This is a genomic window from Duganella sp. Dugasp56 (genome assembly GCF_047304105.1).
Classification (GTDB): domain Bacteria; phylum Pseudomonadota; class Gammaproteobacteria; order Burkholderiales; family Burkholderiaceae_D; genus Rugamonas; species Rugamonas hordei.
Genome location: NZ_JBGLYQ010000043.1, coordinates 1 through 22411, shown reverse-complemented (window position 1 = coordinate 22411; position 22411 = coordinate 1). Strand labels below are relative to the sequence as shown.

Sequence of the window (22411 nt, the reverse complement as noted above, 5' to 3'; positions counted from 1 at the left end):
CAAGTGTGCGCCCGCGCGGCGCATACTAACGAAAAAATTATAAATGTTTGGAGACAGTAACATGAGCAAAGCATTAGACGGGGTGCGCGTCCTGGACTTCACCCATGTGCAGTCGGGGCCGACCTGCACCCAATTACTCGCCTGGTTCGGCGCCGACGTGATCAAGGTGGAACGGGCCGGGGAGGGCGACGCCACGCGCGGCCAGCTGCGCGACATTCCCGGCGTCGACAGCCTGTATTTCACCATGCTGAACCACAACAAGCGCTCGATCACGCTCGACACCAAGAAGGCCATGGGCAAGCAGGTGCTGGAGACCCTGATCAAGGACTGCGACGTGCTGGTCGAGAACTTCGCCCCGGGCGCGCTGGACCGCATGGGCTTCAGCTGGGAACGCATCCAGGAACTGAACCCGCGCATGATCGTGGCCTCGGTCAAGGGCTTCGGTCCCGGCCCCTACCAGAATTGCAAGGTCTACGAGAACGTCGCCCAGTGCGCCGGCGGCGCGGCGGCCACCACCGGTTTCGACGACGGCCCGCCGGTGGTCAGCGGCGCGCAGATCGGCGACAGCGGCAGCGGCCTGCACCTGGCGCTCGGCATCGTCACCGCGCTGTACCAGCGCAACGCCAGCGGCCGCGGGCAGAAGGTCGACACCGCCATGCAGGACGCGGTGCTGAACCTGTGTCGCGTCAAGCTGCGCGACCAGCAGCGGCTGGAACGCACCGGCACGATGGAGGAATATCCGCAGTTCGCCAACGGCACCTTCGGCGACTCGGTGCCGCGCGCCGGCAACGCTTCCGGCGGCGGCCAGCCGGGCTGGATCCTCAAGTGCAAGGGCTGGGAGACCGATCCCAACGCCTACATCTACTTCATCGCCCAGGCGCCGGTGTGGCCGGCGATCTGCCAGGTGATCGGGCGCGAAGGCTGGATCACCGACCCCGACTACGCCACCGCGCGCGCGCGCCTGCCGCGGCTGATGGCTATCTTCGCCACGGTCGAGGAGTGGACGCGCGAGCACACCAAGTTCGAGGTGATGGACATCCTCAACAAGTTCGACATTCCCTGCGGCCCCATCCTGTCGATGAAGGAAATCGCCGAGGAACCGTCGCTGCGCGCCAGCGGCACCATCGTCGAGGTCGATCATCCGGAGCGCGGCAAGTACCTGACGGTGGGCAATCCGATCAAGCTGTCCGACAGCGCCACCGAGGTCACCCGCTCGCCGCTGCTGGGCGAGCACACCGAAGAGGTCTTGCGTGAACTCGGCTACAACGCCCAGCAGATCGCCGCGCTGCGTGAAGAACGTGTCATCTAGGCAGCTGCGCGCCATGCCCGGTCACGCGGCCAACCTGAACATCCTGTTCGGCGAGCTGGGTTTCCTGGACCGGTTCGAAGCGGCCGCGCAGGCCGGCTTCGAGGGCGTGGAATTCCTGTTCCCGTACTCGTATCCGGTCGAGCAGATCGCGCACCGGCTGTGCAGCCACGGCCTGCAGCTGGTGCGCTACTGCCTGCCGGCCGGCGACTGGGGCGGCGGCGAGCGCGGCATCGCCTGCCATCCTTCGCGCACCGGCGAGTTCCGCTACGGCGTCGAAGAGGCGATCCGCTACGCCCGGCCGCTGGGCGTGCGCCAGCTGCGCTGCCTGGCCGGGCTGCAGCCGGCGGACGTCACGCCGGAACTGGCGCGGCTGACCCTGGTGGACAATCTGCGCTACGCCGCCGGGCTGCTCAAGCCGCACGGCATCGCGCTGCAGATCGCGCTGCGCGACGCGCTCGGCGTGGCCAACGAGCCGGGCTATTTCATCACCGGCGGCGGCCAGGCGCTAGACATCATCCGCGACACCGGCTCGGACAACCTGTTCCTGCCCGACCAGGGCGACCATCCATGAAACCGCACACCCGCATCTACACCCACGTCGATTGCTACGACCACCAGCCGGGCGAGGGCCACCCGGAATCGCCGCAGCGGCTGGCGGTGGTGCTGGAGGCGCTCAAGACGCCCGAGTTCGCCGCGCTGGACTGGCAGGAGGCGCCGCTGGGCACCCGCGCCCAGACCGAACTGATACACGACGCCGATTATTACGACGCCGTCTCCGAGGCGGTGCCGCTGCGGGGCACGGTGCCGCTGGACGGCGGCGACACCATGCTGTCGCCCGGCTCCTGGCAGGCGGTCATGCGCTGCATCGGCGCGGCCTGCGCCGGCATCGACGACGTCATGCTGGGCGAGGCGGCCAACGTGTTCTGCGCGACCCGGCCGTGCGGCCACCATGCCGAGCCGGACCGGGCGATGGGCTTCTGCATCTTCAACCAGGCCGCCATCGCCGCCGCCCACGCCAGCCGCAGCTACCAGCTGGAGCGGGTGGCGGTGATAGATTTCGATGTCCACCACGGCAACGGCACGCAGGCGGCGTTCGCGCCGCTGCCGGGACTGTTCTACGCGTCGTGCCACCAGTCGCCGCTGTATCCGGGCACCGGCCTGCGCAGCGAGACCGGCAGCCGCAACAACATCCTCAACGTGCCGCTGCCGCCGGGCTGCAATTCGGCCATGTTCCGCGACCGCGTGCGGCTCGACATGCTGCCGGCGCTGCGCGCCTGGGCGCCGCAGTTGCTGGTGATCTCGGCCGGCTTCGACGCCCACCGCGACGATCCGCTGGCCGGCCTGCAGCTGGTGGACGCCGACTTCCACTGGATCACGCAAGAGCTGATGGCGATCGCCGCCGACACCGCGCAGGGCCGCATCGTCTCCATCCTCGAAGGCGGCTACAGCGTCGGCGGGCTGGCCGGCGGCGCCGCCGCCCACGTGCGCGCCCTGATGGGCTAGGCCGGCGCCAGGTACTGCTCGATCAGCGCCGCGCCGTCGCTGAGCAGGAACTGCTTGAACGCCAGCGCGACCGGCGGCAGGCGCTTGTTCTTGCGGTGCACCACGTACCAGTTCAGCATCACCGGAAAACCCTCGACCTCCAGCACCACCAGGCTGCCGGCCTTCAGCTCCTGGCTGATGGTGTGCGCCGACAGGAAGGCCACGCCCATGCCGGCGATGACGGCCTGCTTGATGGTCTCCGTGCTGCGGATCTCCATCGCCACGTTCAGCCGCTCCAGGTGCGCGCCGAAGCCGTCCTCCATTGAATTCCACGTATCCGAGCCGCGCTCGCGCACCACGAACGGCTCGCTGACGATGCGCTCGATGGCGATGCGGCGCTGGCCCGCCAGCGGGTGCTGGGTCGGCGCCACGATCACGTACGGGTGGGGCGCGAAGGCCGCGTGCGCGGCGTCGGCCTGCTGCGGCGGGCGCACCATCACCGCCAGGTCGGTCTGGTTGCTGACCAGCTGCTCCAGCAGTTCGGCGCGGTTGTGCACCGTCAGGTTCAGCTTGACGCCCGGATGGCGCCGCGCGAACTCCACCATCAGGCGCGGGAAGAAATAGTCGCCGGCGCTGATGACGGCCACGTTCAGCCTGCCGCCGGCGATGCCGCGGAACTGCGTCAGCGCGTCCTCCGCCTCCTGGAACTGCTGGATGATGGCGCGGCTGTGGTACAGCAGCTCGGCGCCGCCCGGCGTCAGGTACACCTTCTTGCCCAGTTGTTCGAACAGCACCAGGCCGGCATGGCCTTCCAGCGTCTTGATCTGGGTCGACACCGCCGGCTGCGTCAGGTGCAGCTCGGCCGCCGCGCGCGAAAAACTCAGGTGGCGCGCCACCGCTTCAAACACTTTCAACTGGCGCAGCGTCGCGTGTTTCATGGTTCTGCCTATGTATACAGGATCGTGAATGGAAATGCCAAAAAGCTTTAACTATACCTAATCATTGTTACGCCCTACGATGCATTGGTCAACAGACAAATTCAAAAACACGGAGGAGCAGACATGAGCACACTGAGCTATTTGCAAGCCGATATCACCGACCTGGCCGACGCGCAGCGCCAGGCCTACAACGCGGCCTTTTACGAACTGGGCCTGCGCTGGCATTGGGACAGCGCCGACTACGATTGCCAGATGTGCGTGGAGAGCCAGCGCGCGCACCTGCGCCGCTACCTGGAGAGCCGCCACCCGCACATGCTGCGCGTGTACGACGCCGACTTCCTGGTCAACGCGATCCAGGTGACGATGGCGCGCTGCCTGGAAAAAAGCACCGGCGCCGGCGCCGACCCGTCCGCCGCAATGACCAACTGGGCGGTGTTCCAGCACGGCGACATCGGCTTTTGAGTCCGGCCCGAAGTCATTCCAAAGCCAATCAAAAGTCAGTTGCCAATTTGAAATAAATACAAGTTTCTGATTCTTAACCGCGGTCAAGGATTTCGCGGGACGCATCTTCCACAATCGGCTCATTCTCCGGCGGCCTTGAAGCGAAACAGGCGGGGCCGACAGAGTTGAGCTTCCACGATTCGGTAAAAAGGGAACATGTCTGGCGGCAATGCTGGCCAGCCTGTATAACGTAATTCAATAACACCAAGAGATTCGCACAGCGATCCAGAAGGAGACAAGTCATGAGCCATCCAAGTCAAGTGCATCTGACTGACCATGATGCCTACAGCAGGAAAACCAGCAACCGCTGGGTCCAGCTGGTATTCGGCATCATTTGCATGGGGTTGGTCGCCAACCTGCAGTACGCATGGACTTTGTTCGTCACGCCGATGGAGGCCCAGAACCACTGGGGCCTGTCGGCCATTCAATTATCGTTTTCCATTTTTATCCTGGTTGAAACCTGGCTGGTGCCGGTCGAAGGCTGGCTGGTCGACAAGTTCGGTCCGCGTCCGGTGGTCGCCATCGGCGCCGTGTTCGCGGCGGCCGGCTGGATCATCGATTCCCGCGCCACCACGCTGACCGAGCTGTATATCGCGGCAGTCATCGCCGGCATCGGCGCCGGCTGCGTCTACGGCACCTGCGTCGGCAACGCGCTCAAGTGGTTCCCGGACAAGCGCGGCTTGGCCGCCGGCTTGACGGCCGCCGGCTTCGGCGCCGGCGCCGCGGTCACCGTCATCCCCATCGGTAACATGATCCAGGACTCGGGCTACCAGCATGCGTTCATGTTCTTCGGCATCCTGCAGGGCGTGCTGATCCTGATCCTGGCGATGTTCATGGTGCGGCCGAAGGCGCCGCGTGGCGTGCAGGTGGCGCCGCGCATCGTCACCACCAAGGTCGACTACCCGACCGGCAAGATGATACGCCAGCCGCTGTTCTGGCTGATCTATGCGATGTTCGTCGCCGTCGCCGCCGGCGGCCTGATGGCCACCGCGCAGATCGGCCCGATCGCCAAGGACTACGGGCTGGCCAAGTTGCCGATCACGCTGTTCGGCATCACGCTGCCGCTGCTGACGATGACGCTGTCGATCGACAACCTGTGCAACGGCTTCACCCGTCCGCTGTGCGGCTTCATCTCCGACCGCCTGGGCCGCGAGAACACCATGTTCGTGGTGTTCCTGGGTGAAGGCCTGTCGATCCTCGGGCTGATGAAGTTCGGCCACGATCCGGTCGCCTTCATGGTGTTCGCCGCGCTGTTGTTCCTGTTCTGGGGCGAGATCTTCTCGATCTTCCCGGCCATCTGCGCCGACACCTACGGCGTCAAGTTCGCCGCAGGCAACGCCGGTACGCTGTACACCGCCAAGGGCACGGCTTCGCTGCTGGTGCCGCTGGCCTCGGTGCTGTCGGCCGGCGGCAACTGGGACCGGGTGTTCATCGCCGCGGCCAGCATCACGATACTGGCCGCCTGCGCCGCCAAGTTCATCCTGGCACCGGCCCGCAAGCGCTTCATCGAAAACGCCAACGCCATCCACGACGACGAGAACAAGGTGGTCACGACCGGCTATCACGGCCGCAACATGGACGGCGTTCCGCTGGCCAGCAAGCAGGCAAGCTGACCCGGCTGCCATAACACCGACCGGCCGGGCCATCCGCCCACGCCGGTCCGGTGCCGGAAGGCGCGCCGCGAACCTCGCCGCCCGCCGTCCCTCCCTCGCGCGGCCTGTCGCCGCGCTCCCGTAGCGCTCCAAGGAGAATCCAAAATGATACAACGCTGGCTGCGTTTCCAGCACCTTGACACGGTGCGCTTCGGTACCCTGGAAGGCAACAAGATCCGGGTCTACCAGGGCGACATGTTCGACTATCCGACCATGACCCCGTACTGCCTGCACATCGACGATGTGACGCTGCTGACGCCCGTGGTGCCGGGCAAGGTGCTGGCGATGTGGAACAACTTCCACGCGCTGGGCCAAAAGCTGGGGCTGGAACCGCCGCCCGAGCCGCTGTACCTGCTGAAGACCCCGAATTCCTACCTGGCGCCCGGTGGCACGATCCGCCAGCCGCTGTGCGACGCCAAGGTGGCGTTCGAAGGCGAGCTGGCCATCGTCATCGGCCAGACCTGCTTCAACGTCGCCGAAGAAGACGCGATGCAATACGTATTTGGCTATACCTGTGCCAATGATGTGACCGTCAACGACATCATCAAGCGCGATCCGACCTTCCCGCAGTGGGTGCGGGCCAAGGGCTTCGATACCTTCTGCCCGTTCGGCCCGGTGATCGCCACCGGGCTGGACCCGGCCATGCTGGTGGTGCGCACCTTCCTCAACAGCGAAGTGCGGCAGGACTACCCGATCAACGACATGGTGTTTTCGGTGGCCCAGCTGGTCAGCCGGATTTCACGCGACATGACGCTGGATCCGGGCGACATCCTGCTGTGCGGCACCTCGGTCGGCGTCGGTTCGATGCGGCCGGGCAGCATCATCGAGGTTGAGATCGACGGCATTGGCAAGCTCAGCAACCGTTTCGAGTAAAACCAAGGAGCAGCAACATGAAGATCGCAATAGTAGGCGCGGGAGCGATAGGGGGGTATGTGGGAGCGATGCTGGCGCTGGCGGGGGAGGATGTGACGTTCCTGGTCCGCGGCGCCAACCTGGCGGCGATACGCGGCAACGGCATCAAGCTGATCGCCCATGACGGCGTGGAGCGGGTTGCCACCAACGTGAAGGCCACCGACGACTATGCGGCCGCCGGGCCGCAGGACATCGTCATCCTGGCGCTGAAGGCGCACCAGGTGGCGGCGGTGGCGGGACAGCTGCACAAGCTGTTCGGCCCGGACACCTGCGTGGTGACCATGCAGAACGGCATCCCGTACTGGTATTTCCACCGCCACGGCGGCGAGCTGGCGGGACGCCATGTGCGCAGCGTCGATCCGGACGGCGACCTGAGCACGCTGATCCCGCCGGAACGGGTGATCGGCTGCGTGGTCTACCCGGCGTCGGAACTGGTGGCGCCGGGCGTGGTGCGGCACGTCGAGGGCGAGCGCTTCCCGGTGGGCGAGCTGGACGGCTCGAACAGCGAGCGGGTGCACATGGTGTCGGAGTGCCTGACGCGCGCCGGCTTCAAGGCGCCGGTGCTGGAGGACATCCGCGCCGAGATCTGGCTCAAGCTGTGGGGCAACCTGACCTTCAACCCGATCAGCGCGCTGTCGCACTCGACCTTGGTCGACATCTGCCAGTTCCCGCTGGCGCGCGAGCTGGCGGCCGACATGATGCGCGAGGCGCAGGCCATCGCGGCCAAGCTGGGCATCAGCTTCCGCGTGACCCTGGAAAAACGCATCGCCGGCGCGGAAAAGGTGGGCCAGCACAAGACCTCGATGCTGATGGATATCGAGGCGGGCAGGGGGCCGGAGATCGACGCGCTGGTGGGCTCGGTGGTGGAGCTGGGTAGGCTGACCGGCACGCCGACGCCGCATATCGATTCGGTCTACGCGCTGGTCAAGCTGCTGGAGCGCACCATGGCCGAGGAAAGCGGCCAGGTGCGGCTGCTGAAGGTGGCTTGAACGAAAAAAAGCCGCCTGTCCGCGTCGCGCGGGCAGGCGGCTTTTTATCGAATATTACATGCCCCAGTGGAAGGCGGCGTCCGACTTGTCGCCCTTGGTGTCGGCGTCCAGCTGCTCGCGCAGGCGCACGGCCAGCAGGGTCTCGATGAAGCCGATCAGGCTGAACGGGGCCGCCGGTGCGGTGCCTGGAATGGTTTGTTTGTTGGTAATGGTGGTCATGGTAGTTTCCTTTAAGATAAAAATCGGTGCCAACGCGTTGGGTATGAAACGAGTATAGGCAGGCCGGCCGCCCGCCGCTAATTGCGAGCCCCTATATCAGATATGCAATTTCTGAATAATATCTATGAGAAATGCGCTTTAGCCTGATATTTCTAATTTCGGGAAACTTGACCGCGGTCAAGTTTTCACTGGCGTTCCGTCAGATTTTACCTTGATTTTTCAAACGGCTGAGCGTCTCCGGCGACAGGTTCAGGTACGACGCCAGTTGTTTCTTCGGCAAGCGCTCGAACAATTCCGGGTGCTTGCGCACGAAACGGTGCACCCGCCCGGGCGCGTCGAGCAGATGCAGGGTGATGGTATGGCCCATGATCTCGCTCATCAGCCGCATCACCTCGAACTCGAAATTGTGCTTGATCTGCGTGTGGCTTTCCAAAAACGCCACCCACTGCGGCATCGGCAGCTTGGCCACGCGCACCTTGGTCACGCCGACGATGCTGTACGGCGTCGGCGTTTTCAGGCGCCAGGCCGCGTAGCTGGTCTCGATGTCGCGCTCGGCCGCAAAGCGCAAGATCATTTCCTTGGCTTCCTGGTTGGTCACCACGCGCTTGAGCACGCCGTCGAGGATGAAGTACTGCTCCATCTCGTGCACGCCCTGGTTCAGCAGCAGGTCGCCTTTCTGGTAGTCGACGATGGTGAGGAAGGGTTCGAGCGACGCCATCTCGCTGTCGCGCAGCTCCTTCAGGACCAGGTTCTGCCGAAGTTGGACACGGATGATGTTGCGTTCAGGATGGCTAGCCAACAGCGTCATAGATTGTTCGATACTTATTTTGAAATGTTGGACATCTTCCGATGAAAATTGACCGCGGTCAATGAGAGAAAACAAGTGCGCTCGCTATGATGGCCCCAACAACTAGCCCGGACCGTGTAACCGGGGAGTCGCGTGGCAGGACCTTCATTAAACCAATATAAGAGACACTCATCATGACAAATAACACACAGTCATCCGAACAGACCGACGGTTTTCACCTGGTAATCGATGCACTGAAACACAACGACATCGACACCATCTTCGGCCTGGTGGGCATTCCGATCACCGACCTGGCGCGCCTGGCGCAGGCTGAAGGCATGCGCTTCATCGGCTTCCGTCATGAGCAGCACGCGGGCAACGCCGCCGCCATCGCCGGCTACATGACGCAGAAGCCCGGCATCTGCCTGACCGTGTCGGCGCCTGGCTTCCTCAACGGCCTGACCGCGCTGGCCAACGCCACCACCAACTGCTTCCCGATGATACTGATCAGCGGTTCGAGCGAGCGTGAAATCGTCGACCTGCAGCAGGGCGACTACGAAGAGATGGACCAGCTGAACGCCGCCAAGCCGTACGCCAAGGCCTCGTACCGCATCAACAAGGCCGAGGACATCGGCATCGGCGTGGCGCGCGCGATCCGCGCCGCCGTCTCGGGCCGTCCCGGCGGCGTCTACCTGGACTTGCCGGCGCAGCTGCTGGCGCAAGTCATCGATGCCGAGCACGGCCGCAAGTCGCTGGTCAAGGTGGTCGATCCGGTGCCGCGCCAGATTCCTGCGCCGGACTCGGTGCAGCGCGCGCTGGACCTGCTGAAGGGCGCGAAAAAGCCGCTGATCCTGCTGGGCAAGGGCGCCGCCTACGCCCAGGCCGACGCCGACATCCGCGCGCTGGTTGAAGAGTCCGGCATTCCCTACCTGCCGATGTCGATGGCCAAGGGCCTGCTGCCCGACACCCACGAGCAGTCGGCCTCGGCCGCCCGTTCCTACGTGCTGGCCGAAGCCGACGTGGTGGTGCTGGTCGGCGCCCGCCTGAACTGGCTGCTGGCGCACGGCAAGGGCAAGACCTGGGGCGTGCCCAAGCAGTTCATCCAGATCGACATCTCGCCGACCGAAATCGACAGCAACGTGGCGATCGCCGCGCCGCTGATCGGCGACATCGGTTCCTGCGTGTCGGCGCTGCTGACCGGTATCCGCAGCGGCGGCCACGGCAAGCCTGACGCGGCCTGGACCGGCGCCATCGCCGAGCGCAAGGACAAGAACCTGACCAAGATGGCTTCGCTGTTGAACCAGAATCCGTCGCCGATGAACTTCCACAGCGCGCTGCGGGCCATCCGCGACGTGCTCAAGACGCGGCCCGACATCAACGTCGTCAACGAAGGCGCCAACACGCTGGACTTCGCCCGCAGCATCATCGACATGTACGAGCCGCGCAAGCGTTTCGACTCCGGCACCTGGGGCATCATGGGCATCGGCATGGGCTACGCGATCGGCGCCGCCGTCACCAGCGGCAAGCCGGTGGTGGCGATCGAGGGCGACAGCGCGTTCGGCTTCTCCGGCATGGAGCTGGAAACCATCTGCCGCTATGAACTGCCGGTGGTCACCATCGTCTTCAACAACAACGGCGTCTACCGCGGCACCGACGTCAACCCGACCGGCGGCAAGGATGTGGCGCCGACCGTGTTCGTCAAGAACGCCCGCTACGACAAGATGATCGAGGCCTTCGGCGGCGTCGGCTACCACGTCACCAACCCGGAGGAAATGACCAAGGCGCTGACGGAAGCGATTGCATCAGGCAAGCCGACGCTGATCAACGCCGTCATCGACGAAACCGCGGGCACCGAGAGCGGCCGCCTGACCAACCTGAATCCCAGCACTGCAGGCAAGAAGTAAGTCTAATTACACCAGGAGACTAGACATCATGACTAAACCGTTAGAAGGCATCAAGATCATCGATTTCACCCACGTGCAAGCCGGTCCGGCCTGCACCCAGCTGCTGGCCTGGTATGGCGCCGATGTGATCAAGGTCGAGCGCCCGGGCGCAGGTGACGTCACCCGCTCGCAATTGCGCGACATTCCCGGCGTCGACGCCCTGTACTTCACCATGTTGAACAGCAATAAGAAGTCGCTGACCCTGGACACCAAGACCCCGGAAGGCAAGGAAGTGCTGACCCGCTTGATCAAGCAGTCCGACGTGCTGGTGGAAAACTTCGGCCCCGGCGCGCTGGACCGCATGGGCTTCACCTGGGAACACATCCGCGAACTGAACCCGGGCATGATCGTTGCGTCGGTCAAGGGCTTCAGCGACGGCCACCACTACGAAGACTTGAAGGTGTATGAAAACGTGGCGCAGTGCGCCGGCGGCGCCGCCTCGACCACCGGCTTCGACGACGGCCCGCCGACCGTCAGCGCCGCCGCGCTGGGCGACAGCAACACCGGCATGCACCTGGCGATCGGCATCCTGACCGCGCTGCACGCCCGCAACCGCAACGGCGGCAAGGGCCAGAAGGTGGCCGTGTCGATGCAGGACAGCGTGTTGAACCTGTGCCGCGTCAAGCTGCGCGACCAGCAGCGCCTGGACCGCATCGGCTACCTGGAAGAATATCCACAGTACCCGCACGGCAGCTTCACCGACGTGGTGCCGCGCGGCGGCAACGCCGGCGGTGGCGGCCAGCCGGGCTGGGTGCTCAAGTGCAAGGGCTGGGAGACCGACAAGAACGCCTACATCTACTTCACCATCCAGGGCCACGCCTGGGCGCCGATCTGCCGCGCCATCGGCAAGCCGGAGTGGATCGAGGATCCCGCCTACATGACCGCCGCGGCGCGCCAGGACAAGATCTTCGACATCTTCGGCACCATCGAAGCCTGGCTGGCCGACAAGACCAAGTTCGAGGCGGTCAACGTGCTGCGCAAGTTCGACATTCCTTGCGCGCCGGTGATGACGATGAAGGAGCTGGCCAACGACCCGTCGCTGCGCGAGAGCGGCACGATCACCGAGGTCGACCACAAGGAACGCGGCAAGTACCTGACCGTCGGCAGCCCGATCAAGTTCTCCGACCTGAAGGTGGAAATCACCGGCTCGCCGCTGCTGGGCGAGCACACCAACGAAGTGCTGGAAACGCTGGGCTACAGTTCCAAGGAAATCGCCGCGCTGCACGCCGCGTCGGCGGTATGATAGGCAACTAGCAGACCGAGAAGGGCGGACCTGGTTCCGCCCTCGTTCATTTTTGGAGACAGCCATGCAGACAACAGATTACCAGCAGCTGGTCGAGGCCGTCGGCGACGCGGTGGTGGTGTGCGACGCCGCCGGCGCGATCATCGTGTGGAACGATGCCGCGGTGCGCATGTTCGGTTTCACGCGCGACGACGCGCTGGGCAAGTCGCTCGACCTGATCATTCCGGAACGCCAGCGGGGGCGCCACTGGGACGGCTACAACAAGTCCATGGCCACCGGCCAGACCCGCTACGGCAGCGACGTGCTGCGCGTGCCGGCGCTGCACAAGGATGGCCGCACCTTGTCGATCGCGTTCACGGTGGCGATGCTGTACGACGACGCCCGCAAGGTGACGGCCATCGTGGCCGTGGTCCGCGACGAAACCGTGCGCTGGGCCGAGGAGCGCCAGTTGCGCGTCCGTCTGGCGCAGCTGGAAGCGGCGGCGGCTCCGGCTTCGACGCTGACCTAGATCGCGCCATGGCCGACCGCATTTCCCTGCGCTGCGTCGTGTTCACCGTCAGCGGCAGCCGCACCGCCGCCGACGACACGTCCGGCGACCTGCTGGCGCAACGCCTGCAGGCCGCCGGCCACCGGCTGCTGCGGCGCGCCATCGTCACCGACAACCTCTACCAGCTCCGGCGCGTGTTGAGCGACTGCATCGCCGACAGCGAGGTGCAGGTGGTGCTGATGAACGGCGGCACCGGCTACGCCGCCAACAACGTGGTGCCGGAAGCGGTGCTGCCGCTGCTGGACCGCGAAGTGCCCGGCTTCGGCGAACTGATGCGGCAGCTGTCGTATGCCGACGTCGGCACGTCCGCCATGCAGGCCAGGACACTGGCCGGCTTCGCCAACGGCAAGCTGATCTTCTGCCTGCCGGGATCGACCGGCGCCTGCGCGCTGGCCTGGGACGGCATCCTGGCCGAACAGCTGGACAGCCGCCATAAACCCTGCAACTTCGCCTCCCACCTTGCTTCCATGTCAAATTAGTATATTTGCCTGCATAAAAATCATTGGTTAAGCTGCAAGCGGCGCCGTAGCATGGCGGCCATGCTACCCCTCAGCTTATGAAAGAACCATGATGTCAGCTACTAATTCAGCTATCAAGCTCGCGATCGTCGGCGTCGGCAAGATCGTCCACGACCAGCACCTGCCGGCCGTCGCCGCCAATGCCGATTTCCAGCTGATCGCCTCGGCCAGCCGCAACAACACGGTCGAGGGCCTGCCGGGCTTCCGCTCGATCGAAGACATGCTGGCCGCCGTGCCCGATATCGAAGCGGTGTCGCTGTGCATGCCGCCGCAGTACCGTTATCAGGCCGCGCATGCGGCGCTGTCGGCCGGCAAGCACGTGTTCCTGGAAAAACCGCCCGGCGCCACGCTGTCGGAAGTGGCCGACCTCGAGGCGCTGGCGGCATCCAAGGGATTGACCTTGTTCACCAGCTGGCATTCGCGCTACGCGCCGGCGGTCCAGCCGGCCAAGGCGTATCTGGCCCAGCATGCGCCGACCAGCATGCACGTGGTGTGGAAGGAAGACGTGCGCCACTGGCATCCGAACCAGGAATGGATCTGGCAGGCCGGCGGCCTGGGCGTGTTCGATCCGGGCATCAACGCGCTGTCCATCGTCACCGAAATCCTGCCATCGCTGATCTTCCTCAACCGGGCCACGCTGGAATTCCCGGAAAACCGCGACGCGCCCATCGCCGCGCAGCTGCACTTCCAGGATGCCGCCGGCATGCCGGTGCACGCCGAGTTCGACTGGCGCCAGACCGGCAAGCAAAGCTGGGACATCATCGTCGGCACGGCGGCGGGTGAGCTCAAGCTCAGTGACGGCGGTGCGCGCCTGTGGATCGGCGGCGTCGAGCAGCCGCTGGACAAGGAGGCGGAATATCCATCGCTGTACCACCGCTTCGCCGAACTGGTCCGGGCAGGGCGCTCGGACGTCGATGTGTCGCCGCTGCGCCACGTGGCCGACGCCTTCATGCTGGGCAAGCGCAGCGTCGTCGACGCCTTCCACGACTGAAGTACCGAAGGCCGGGTTCAGCCGACCTTGCCGGCGGTCCGCACGCGCAGCACCCGCTCGGCGCCGACCATGTTGACGGCGTAGCCGTTGCGGCCGGCCGCCTTGACGCCGTACAGCGCCTCGTCGGCCGACTTCAGCACCTCGTCCGGCTGGGTGTGGGGCGCGCTGGTGACGGCGATGCCGACGCTGGCGGTCACCGACAGCTTCAGCCCGCCGATATCGAACGGCTCGGCCATCGCGCTGATGATGCGCTGGCCCAGCACGTTGATCTCCGACGGCGACGACAGCTGCTCGAACACCACGACGAATTCATCGCCGGCCAGCCGCGCCACGGTATCGGTGGCGCGCACGGCCCCCGACAGGCGGCGCGCGAACTCGATCAGCACGGCGTCGCCGGCGGCATGGCCGTGGGTGTCGTTGATCAGCTTGAACTTGTCGATGTCCAGCATGGCCAGGCCCACCGGCTGGCCGGCGCGGTCGCCCCGCGCCAGCGCGGTCGGCAGGAAGGCGTCGAACATGCGCCGGTTGTGCACACCGGTCAGGGCGTCGGTGGTGGCCAGCAGCTGCAAGTCCTTTTCCACCTGCTCGCGGCGCCGCGTCAGGTTCTGGAAGGCGCGGCTCAGCAGGCCGAACTCGTCCAGCCGGTCGGTCTCCAGCGCGACCACGTCGGTGGGATCGCTGTCGATCCGCTCGACATGCAGGCGCAGCGTGCCGAGCGGCCGCAGCAGCCCCTTGATGATGACCCAGCCGAAGAACGCCGCGCACAGCGTGATCATTGAAATGGCGGCCAGCGCCCGCAGGCGGATGCTGAGCAGCGGCGCAAACACGCTGCGCAGCGGCCGCGCCAGCGCCACCGTCCAGTCGACGCGGCTCAGGCGTTTGTGCACCAGCAGCGTCGGCACGCCTTCGTCCAGCAGATCGTCCTGCCAGCCCTCGGGCGAGCTCAGCACCGCGTCGATCAGCACTTCGGTGCCGCCCGGTTGCTGGCGCAGCAGGAAGTCCTTGTTCGGATGGTGCACCACGACGCCGTCGGCGGTGACGATGAACAGATAGCCGCCGCCGGCCTGGCTGAGGGCGTCCATCTGGCCCGAAAACGATGGCCGCAGCAGGTCGACCGAGCCGACCAGCACCGCGATGATCTCGCCCTGTTCATTTTCCAGCGGCTGGGTGACGACCACCACCGCCTTGTTGGTCATGGCGCTGCGGAACGGTTCGGAGACCAGGCCTTCCCTGAGCCGCACGGTGTCCTGGAAGTACTTGCGCGTCGAGGCGTTGATCGAGCCCTTGCGGCGGCGGTCGTTCAGGTTGGCGATGATGGTGCCGTCCATGTCGAACGCGGAGACGTTGAAGAACTCGTCGCGCAGCGTGTTGTGCGCTTCCAGCATTTCCTGGATGTCGTCGAGTTTCAGATCGTGGCCGCGGCGCGTTTCGATGGCCGACTTGAGCAGCTTCTGCTTGTTTTGCAGGTCGTTGTCGATGTAGGCGGCGGCACTGTTCAGCAGCGACAGTTCCTGCGCCGCCAGCACCGGCCGCATCTCGGCCTCGGAAATCAGCAGCGACACGCCGCCCACGCCTGTGGCGGCGATCAACACCATCAACGTGACCGTGGCGGTCACCTTGAATTTGAAGCTGTGCAGCACGCGGAGAAATGGCCCCACGATGTCTCCCCCGTACGCGCGATCGTGTCGCGCATCAATTATGTCCGGCCGATGGTAGGGGCCGGATACGCGGTCGCCTCGAGACTTGGGAAGGGGCCGCTTACCCATTCATTATAGACCTTGGAGAAATTTCTGCTGGGAAATAAAACCCATGTAGTCGAGGAGCAACAGCGGGACCGCACCGCGCCATCGCGTAAAATACCGTGCCCTGTCCGCCGTTTGCCCATGAGCCTTGACCATCCCGACAATATTGCCGCCGCCGACTTTCGCCCGGACCTGATCCGTGGGCGCCAGCTGGTCACGTCCGCGTGGCTGGCGGCGCTGGCGTCCGGCGCGCGGGTGCACGGGGCGCCGGCGGCCGGCTGGCGGCTGATCGAAGTCGGCTGCGGCGGCGCCGCGCTGTTCGAGCAGGGCCACATTCCCGGCGCCGGCTACCTCGACACCTGCGACATCGAACAGCAGCCGCTGTGGAACAAGGTGGCGGACGACGCCTTGCTGGCGCTGCTGCTGGCGCGCGGCCTGCGCCACGACACCACGGTGATACTGTACGGCCGCAACAACCTCGCCGCCGCCCGCGCCGCCCACCTGCTGCTATACGCGGGCGTGGCCGACGTGCGCCTGCTGGACGGCGGCTACGCGCTGTGGCTGGCCGGCGGCCATCCGTGCGAGCGGGGGCCGGGCGCGCCGGGCGGCGTGGTCCCGGCGGCCGATTTCGGCGCCGCGTTCCCGGCCCATCCCGAATACATGGTGGACACCGCGCAGGTGCAGGCCTTGCTGCGCCGGCAAGACGGCGTGCTGGCCAGCATCCGCACCGAGGCCGAGTTCACCGGCAAGGTCTCCGGCTACAGCTACATCGTGGCGCGGGGCGACATCCCGGGCGCGCGCTGGGGCCGGGCCGGCGAGGACGGCGACGTCAACAGCATGAGCGCCTACCAGCTGGCCGACGGCAGCATGAAACCGGCGGCCGCCATCGCCGCGCAATGGGCCGCCAGCGGCATCGTGCCCGGCCGGCCGATCGCCTTCTACTGCGGCACCGGCTGGCGCGCGTCGATGGCGTTCTTCTATGCCTGGCTGATGGACTGGCCGCAAATCAGCGTCTACGACGGCGGCTGGTTCGAATGGAGCCACCACCACGGCCTGGCCAGCGACGCTTCCGCCTCCGGCCAGCGTTGCTGAGCTCCGCCGGGCACTTTCCAACTTTCCATACAAACGACCCGCCGGCCATCCAGATTCCTGGATGGCGGCTGATCCCGCATTGCTATTTCCACAAAGAATTTCTTTAGTAATCAAGAGCTTGCTGCGGATTTTTGGTGCGCAAGCGGCTGGCACAGCCATTGCTATCTATGTCGCACCCGCGGCAGCCGCCGGGGCCCACGACAACAAGAAACTGGAGAAGCCAAGTGAAAAAGAAACGCCCATTAACGCTCTACATCCTGGTCGCGATGATCCTAGGTGTGCTGGTCGGCTACGCCTGCCACGAAACCTTCCCCGACAAGAAGCTCAGCGCCGACATCGCCAGCCACATCTCCATCGTCACCGACGTGTTCCTGCGTCTGATCAAGATGATCATCTCGCTGCTGGTGTTCTCGACCCTGGCGGTCGGCATCGCCCACATGGGCGACGCCAAGGCTGCCGGCCGCGTCGGCATCAAGGCCATGGGCTGGTTCGTGATCGCCTCGCTGGCGTCGCTGACCCTGGGCATGCTGCTGTCTAACCTGATGCAGCTGGGCGCCCATCTGGGCCTGCCGCTGCCGCCGATCGACGCCGCCACGGGTCTTAAAACCTCGGCCTTCACGCTCAAGGAATTTGTCGCCCACATGGTGCCGAAGTCGCCGATCGAGGCGATGGCCAACAATGAAATCCTGCAGGTGCTGGTGTTCGCCGTCTTCTTCGGCAGCGCGCTGGGCGCGCTGGGCGAGGCGGGCGCCAAACTGACCGCCGTGATCGACCAGCTGGCGCAAGTGATGCTGCGCATTACCGGCGCCATCATGAACCTGGCGCCGCTGGCGGTGTTCGCGGCGATGGCCTCGGTCATCACCACCAACGGCCTCGGCATCCTGGCCACCTTCGCCAAATTCATGGGCGGCTTCTACCTCGGCCTGGCGTGCCTGTGGGCCTTGCTGGTGCTGGGCGGCTTCCTGTTCCTCGGCAAGCGCGTGTTCCGCCTGATCGGGCTGATACGCGAACCCTTCCTGCTGGCGTTTTCCACCGCCAGTTCCGAGGCGGCCTATCCCAAGCTGCTGCTGGCGCTGGACCGCTTCGGCGTGCAGCGCAAGATCTCCAGCTTCGTGCTGCCGATGGGCTATTCCTTCAACCTGGACGGCTCGATGATGTACTGCACCTTCGCCGTGCTGTTCATCACCCAGGCCTACGGCATCGAGCTCTCGCTCGGCACCCAGATCACCATGCTGCTGTTGCTGATGGTGACCTCGAAAGGCATCGCCGGCGTGCCGCGCGCGTCGCTGGTGGTGATCGCCGCCACGCTGAACCAGTTCCATATTCCGGAAGCCGGCCTGCTGCTGTTGATGGGCATCGACCAGTTCCTCGACATGGGCCGCTCGGCCACCAATGCGGTCGGCAACGCGGTCGCCACCGCCGTCGTCGCCAAGTGGGAAGGCGCGCTGGACCCGGAGCCTCAGGCATCGACCGTCGCCGAAATGCGCGCGGCTTGAATAAAAATATAAAAGAGGAGATTGAATTGATTCAAAAGTACATCTTGAGCGCCATGGCGCTGGGGCTGGTTACGCTGGGCGCGCAGGCGCAATCGTCGGTCACCGTGTATGGCGTGGCCGACGCCGGCCTGGTGCTGGAACGGGGCGGCAGCGCCGGTTCGGTGGAGAAGGTCAGCAGCGGCGTGGCCTCCGGCTCGCGCATCGGCTTCCGGGGCAAGGAAGACCTGGGCGACGGCCTGACGCTGACCTTCATCCTGGAAAACGGCTACGCCCTCGATACCGGCGCCGCCGGGCAGGGCGGCCTGCTGTTCGGCCGCCAGGCCTTGCTGTGCCTGACCGGCCGGGCCGGGGCGCTGAGCATCGGCCGCCAGTACACGCCGTTCTACAAAGCGCTCAACAATGTGGCCGACCCCTTCGTCACCGGCATGGCGGGCAATGCGCAAAACCTGTTCGCCAATAATTCGCGGGCCGACAACACGGTCGAGTACATCACGCCGCGCACCGGCGGCTTCGCGGCCGACGTGCAGTACGGCTTCGGCGAGACGGCCGGCGACAGCGCCGGCAACCGCTACCTCGGCGCCAGCGGCAGCTACGAAAACGGCCAGCTGAGCGTGGTGATCGCGCACCAGCGGCGCGACAACAGCGGCGCCACCGCGCACAGCCGCAACACCATGCTGGTGGGGCGCTACCGCTTCGGCGAAGTGACCGGCCACGTGGCGCACGCGCGCAACCGCGACCTGCTGGGCAACGACAGCCGCGATACGCTGCTGGGTTTCACCGCGGCGCTGGGCGGCGACAAAGTGATCGCCTCGCTGATCGATCATCACGACGGCTCGGGGCTGCGCCAGCACGCGCGGCAGGCGGCGCTGGGCTACAGCCACCCGCTGTCGCGCCGCACCGACCTGTATGCGGCCTACGGTCACATCATCAACCGCAACGGCGCCGCTTTCCGGGTCGGCACCGCCATCGACACCGGTTCCGGTACCACCGGAATGAACCTGGGTGTACGTCATGTGTTTTAATGTCAACTTCGGATGACAGAGAATGCAAGGAAGACTATGGCAGCATCGCACACCGCCGCGCCGTCGCGGCCAGGCCGCCGGCTGCTGCGCCTGGCGCGGTGGGCGGTGCTGCTGGCCTGCGGCCTGGCGCTGGCAGGGCTGGCGTGGCGCTGGATGGAGAACGTGGCCATCGACAAGCTGCGCGTGGCCGGCGCCCAGCGGCTCGACGGCTACGCGGTCAGCCTGGAGAACCTGCTGTCGAAGTACGATTTCCTGCCCGGCACGCTGGAGCTCAGCAAGGACGTGATCGCGCTGCTGCGCGAGCCCGGCGACGAGGCCTTGCGGGCCGAGGTCAACGCCTACCTTGAGCAGCTCAACCGCCGGTCCAAATCGACCACCATCTACATCGTCAACCTGCAGGGCGTGACGCAGGCGGCCAGCAACTGGCGCGAGGCGGACAGCTTTGTCGGCGACAACGTCGCGTTCCGGCCCTACGTGCGCGACGCGCTGCGGCGCGCCCCCGGCGGCTTTTACGGCGTCGGCACCACGCGCGGCGAACCGGGCTATTTTTTCGCCCACGGGATTTATCACAACGGCCGCATGCTGGGCGTGGCCACCGTCAAGGTCAATATCGAGTCGCTGGAAAAGGGCTGGGAGCAGGGCGCCGACAAGGTGCTGCTGGCCGATGCGCATGGCGTGGTGTTTCTCAGCTCGGTGCCGGAATGGAAGTACCGCACGCTGGCGCCGCTGACGCCGGAGGTGCTGCGGGAGCTGGAAACCTCGCGCCAGTATTTTTCGCACGCGCTGACGCCGCTGGGCATGCGCGAACTGCGCCCGCTCGACGGCGGCGCCGCCATCGTGGCCGCGCCTCCGCCGACGCCGTCCGGGTCCGCCCGCATGCTGAGCCAAGGCCGTTCGCTGGCGCCGCGCAACTGGCATTTCGTCTACCTGTCCGACCTGGGGCCGGCGCAGGCCAGCGCCCGCAATGCCTTCGTGGTCGCCTTGCTGGTGCAGGCGCTGGTGCTGCTGCTGGTGCTGTATCTGCGGCAGCGGCGCCGCCTCGGTCGCCAGCGGCTGCGCGCGCGCGAGGATTTGCAGCGTGCCTACGATCACCTGGAAACCATGGTGGCCGAGCGCACCTCCAGCCTGCAGAAAATGACGCACAACCTCAGCGAGGAAAACGCCGTGCGCCGCCAGGCCGAGCAAAAACTGCGGCAGGCGCAGAGCGAGCTGGTACAGGCCGGCAAGATGGCGGTGCTGGGCCAGATGTCGGCCGGCATCACGCATGAGCTGAACCAGCCGCTGACGGCGCTGCGCACCATGTCCGACAACGCGCAGGTGCTGATCGAGCGCGGCCGGCTGGACGAGGCCAGGTCCAACCTGGTGACCATTTCGCAGCTGGTCGGCCGCATGGGCGCGCTGACTGGCCAGCTGCGCCAGTTCGCCCGCAAGGCCGACGCCAGTCCGACGCCGGCGCCGGTGGCCGCCGCCGTCACCGCCGCGCTGTTCCTGGTCGAGCGGCGGGTGGAGCAGGAGCGGGTCAATTTCCGCATGTCGATGCTGAGCCCGGACGTGCGGGCGCTGTGCGACAGCAACCGGCTGGAGCAGGTGCTGGTCAACCTGTTCAACAACGCGCTGGACGCCATGGCCGACAGCGAGACGCGCCAGCTGACCGTCACTGTCGACGCCACCTTCACCCGGACGCTGATCGCGGTGGCCGATACCGGACCGGGGATACCGGAAGACATCCGCGCCCATTTGTTCGAACCGTTTTTCACCACCAAGGCGCAGGGCAAGGGCCTGGGACTGGGACTGGCGATCTCCGAGCAGATCGTGCGCGAATCGGGCGGCGTGCTGCGCGTGGAAACCACCGCCGCCGGCGGCGCCCGGTTCATCATAGAATTGCCGCTCGCGGCACAGGAGACAGCATGAAAGTATTATTGATTGAAGACGACGCCACCGTGCGCGCCGGCAGCGCGCAGGCGCTGGACCTGGCCGGGTTCGAGGTGGAAGCCTTCCACGCCGCCGAACCGGCGCTGGCCCGCATCACGCCCGGTTTCGCCGGCGTGGTGGTCAGCGACGTGCGCCTGCCCGGCATGAGCGGGCTGGAATTCATGGCGGCGGCGCGCGCCATCGACGCCCAACTGCCGGTGGTGCTGGTGACCGGCCACGGCGACATCACGATGGCGGTCGGCGCCATGCGCGACGGCGCCTACGACTTCATCGCCAAGCCGTATTCATCCGAGCAGCTGGCGGAGGTGGTGCAGCGCGCCGTGGAAACGCGCCGGCTGATGCTGGAGGTGGCCGCGCTGCGCCACCGCATCGAGCACGGCGTCGGCATCGAGGCCACGCTGCTGGGCGATTCGGCCGCGATGCGCGACCTGCGCCGCCTGATCCTCGACCTGGCCGACGAACCGGCCGATGTGCTGATCTACGGCGAAACGGGCACCGGCAAGGAAATGGTGGCGCGCTGCCTGCACCAGTTCAGCCGCCGCCACAAGCGCCATTTCGTTGCCCTGAATTGCGGCGCCATCCCGGAGACCATCTTCGAGAGCGAAGTGTTCGGCCACGAGCCGGGCGCCTTCACCGGCGCCGGCAAGCGCCAGATCGGCAAGATCGAGCATGCCGACGGCGGCTCGCTGTTCCTCGACGAGATCGAGAGCCTGCCGATGGCGCTGCAGGTCAAGCTGCTGCGCGTGCTGCAGGAGCGCTACGTCGAGCGGCTCGGCTCCAACAGCCCGGTGCCGGTGGACGTGCGCGTGATCGCCGCCGCCAAGGTCGATCTGAAGGAGTGGTCGGACCAGCAGAAATTCCGCAGCGATCTGTACTACCGCCTGAACCTGATCGTGCTGAACCTGCCCCCGCTGCGCGAACGGCGCGAGGATATCCCGCTGCTGTTCGAGCACTTCCTGCTGGGGGCGGCGGCGCGCGACAAACGCGCGGCGCCGCCGGTGCCGGGGCCGCGCGCGCCGTGGCGCACGGCCATGCGGCCGATGTGGCCGTCCGGCAGCAAGCGGCCGGTGCCGATCGGCGTGCCGGCGCTGTCGTA

General features: G+C 66.0%; 21 protein-coding genes. 17 read left to right on the top strand and 4 right to left on the bottom strand.

Going from position 1 to position 22411, the window contains the following annotated elements; all coding sequences use genetic code 11:
- Positions 1-61: 61 nt before the first annotated feature.
- Genes frc (ACCD07_RS25305) through ACCD07_RS25295 form a run of 3 tightly spaced genes read left to right on the top strand, consistent with a single transcriptional unit; the run spans position 62 to position 2812 of the window.
- Complete coding sequence (gene frc / locus ACCD07_RS25305) at positions 62-1309, top strand: formyl-CoA transferase (RefSeq protein ID WP_176653990.1); 1248 nt, start codon at positions 62-64, stop codon at positions 1307-1309.
- Positions 1299-1880 (top strand): TIM barrel protein, encoded by a 582-nt coding sequence (locus tag ACCD07_RS25300; RefSeq protein WP_353402550.1) that lies wholly within the window; start codon positions 1299-1301, stop codon positions 1878-1880. Before frc (ACCD07_RS25305) ends, ACCD07_RS25300 begins: the two co-directional genes overlap by 11 nt.
- Entirely contained in the window at positions 1877-2812 is a 936-nt protein-coding gene (locus tag ACCD07_RS25295) for a histone deacetylase family protein (protein ID WP_413448919.1), read from the top strand. Before ACCD07_RS25300 ends, ACCD07_RS25295 begins: the two co-directional genes overlap by 4 nt.
- Here the strand turns inward: ACCD07_RS25295 and ACCD07_RS25290 are convergent.
- The gene (locus ACCD07_RS25290) at positions 2809-3729 is read right to left on the bottom strand and encodes a LysR family transcriptional regulator (RefSeq protein WP_413448918.1); all 921 of its coding nucleotides are present in this window, start codon (positions 3727-3729) and stop codon (positions 2809-2811) included. The two genes, ACCD07_RS25295 and ACCD07_RS25290, sit on opposite strands and share 4 nt — an antisense overlap.
- A 123-nt stretch (positions 3730-3852) precedes the next feature.
- On the opposite strand from ACCD07_RS25290, the gene ACCD07_RS25285 reads away from it, so the two are divergent.
- The 4 genes from ACCD07_RS25285 (at position 3853) to ACCD07_RS25270 (ending at position 7783) form a co-directional block, all read left to right on the top strand.
- Positions 3853-4191 (top strand): hypothetical protein, encoded by a 339-nt coding sequence (locus ACCD07_RS25285; protein ID WP_176653993.1) that lies wholly within the window; start codon positions 3853-3855, stop codon positions 4189-4191.
- Between the two features lie 281 nt (positions 4192-4472).
- Positions 4473-5843: an oxalate/formate MFS antiporter gene (oxlT, locus tag ACCD07_RS25280; protein ID WP_176653994.1), complete on the top strand. Its 1371-nt coding sequence runs from the start codon at positions 4473-4475 to the stop codon at positions 5841-5843.
- 144 nt (positions 5844-5987) lie between these two features.
- Positions 5988-6755, top strand: coding sequence for a fumarylacetoacetate hydrolase family protein (locus ACCD07_RS25275; RefSeq protein WP_176653995.1), 768 nt, complete (start codon positions 5988-5990; stop codon positions 6753-6755).
- 17 nt (positions 6756-6772) lie between these two features.
- Positions 6773-7783, top strand: a complete 1011-nt coding sequence (locus tag ACCD07_RS25270; protein ID WP_176653996.1) for a 2-dehydropantoate 2-reductase — start codon at positions 6773-6775, stop codon at positions 7781-7783.
- A 54-nt stretch (positions 7784-7837) separates the two neighbouring features.
- Here the strand turns inward: ACCD07_RS25270 and ACCD07_RS25265 are convergent, their stop codons facing one another.
- A complete protein-coding gene (locus ACCD07_RS25265; protein ID WP_176653997.1) occupies positions 7838-8002 on the bottom strand; it encodes a hypothetical protein in 165 nt (54 codons plus the stop codon).
- Positions 8003-8201: 199 nt separating this feature from the next.
- A complete protein-coding gene (locus ACCD07_RS25260; RefSeq protein ID WP_176653998.1) occupies positions 8202-8810 on the bottom strand; it encodes a Crp/Fnr family transcriptional regulator in 609 nt (202 codons plus the stop codon).
- A gap of 173 nt (positions 8811-8983) precedes the next feature.
- Between ACCD07_RS25260 and oxc the strand changes: the two genes are divergently transcribed.
- The 5 genes from oxc to ACCD07_RS25235 all read left to right on the top strand — a co-directional run bounded on the left by oxc (position 8984) and on the right by ACCD07_RS25235 (position 14031).
- A complete protein-coding gene (oxc, locus tag ACCD07_RS25255; protein ID WP_413448917.1) occupies positions 8984-10693 on the top strand; it encodes an oxalyl-CoA decarboxylase in 1710 nt (569 codons plus the stop codon).
- Between the two features lie 28 nt (positions 10694-10721).
- Positions 10722-11975: a formyl-CoA transferase gene (frc, locus tag ACCD07_RS25250; protein WP_176654000.1), complete on the top strand. Its 1254-nt coding sequence runs from the start codon at positions 10722-10724 to the stop codon at positions 11973-11975.
- A gap of 64 nt (positions 11976-12039) precedes the next feature.
- The gene (locus ACCD07_RS25245) at positions 12040-12483 is read left to right on the top strand and encodes a PAS domain-containing protein (protein ID WP_176654001.1); all 444 of its coding nucleotides are present in this window, start codon (positions 12040-12042) and stop codon (positions 12481-12483) included.
- An 8-nt stretch (positions 12484-12491) separates the two neighbouring features.
- The gene (moaB, locus tag ACCD07_RS25240; RefSeq protein WP_413448916.1) at positions 12492-13001 is read left to right on the top strand and encodes a molybdenum cofactor biosynthesis protein B; all 510 of its coding nucleotides are present in this window, start codon (positions 12492-12494) and stop codon (positions 12999-13001) included.
- A 91-nt stretch (positions 13002-13092) separates the two neighbouring features.
- Positions 13093-14031 carry a Gfo/Idh/MocA family protein gene (locus ACCD07_RS25235; protein ID WP_413448947.1) on the top strand — a complete coding sequence of 313 codons (939 nt, stop codon included), beginning with the start codon at positions 13093-13095 and terminating at the stop codon, positions 14029-14031.
- Positions 14032-14048: 17 nt separating this feature from the next.
- Here the strand turns inward: ACCD07_RS25235 and ACCD07_RS25230 are convergent, their stop codons facing one another.
- Complete coding sequence (locus ACCD07_RS25230) at positions 14049-15689, bottom strand: diguanylate cyclase domain-containing protein (RefSeq protein WP_413448915.1); 1641 nt, start codon at positions 15687-15689, stop codon at positions 14049-14051.
- 225 nt (positions 15690-15914) lie between these two features.
- Here ACCD07_RS25230 and ACCD07_RS25225 point away from each other — a divergent pair, with 225 nt between their 5' ends.
- The 5 genes from ACCD07_RS25225 to ACCD07_RS25205 all read left to right on the top strand — a co-directional run.
- Complete coding sequence (locus ACCD07_RS25225) at positions 15915-16865, top strand: sulfurtransferase (protein ID WP_413448914.1); 951 nt, start codon at positions 15915-15917, stop codon at positions 16863-16865.
- Positions 16866-17089: 224 nt separating this feature from the next.
- Positions 17090-18361, top strand: coding sequence for a dicarboxylate/amino acid:cation symporter (locus ACCD07_RS25220; protein ID WP_413448913.1), 1272 nt, complete (start codon positions 17090-17092; stop codon positions 18359-18361).
- A gap of 26 nt (positions 18362-18387) precedes the next feature.
- Entirely contained in the window at positions 18388-19383 is a 996-nt protein-coding gene (locus ACCD07_RS25215; RefSeq protein ID WP_413448912.1) for a porin, read from the top strand.
- 36 nt (positions 19384-19419) lie between these two features.
- On the top strand, positions 19420-21294 hold the full coding sequence (locus ACCD07_RS25210; protein WP_413448911.1) for a sensor histidine kinase: 1875 nt from the start codon (positions 19420-19422) through the stop codon (positions 21292-21294).
- The coding region (locus ACCD07_RS25205; RefSeq protein ID WP_413448910.1) for a sigma-54-dependent transcriptional regulator at positions 21291-22411 on the top strand (1121 nt) is incomplete at its 3' end. The genes ACCD07_RS25210 and ACCD07_RS25205, both read left to right, overlap by 4 nt.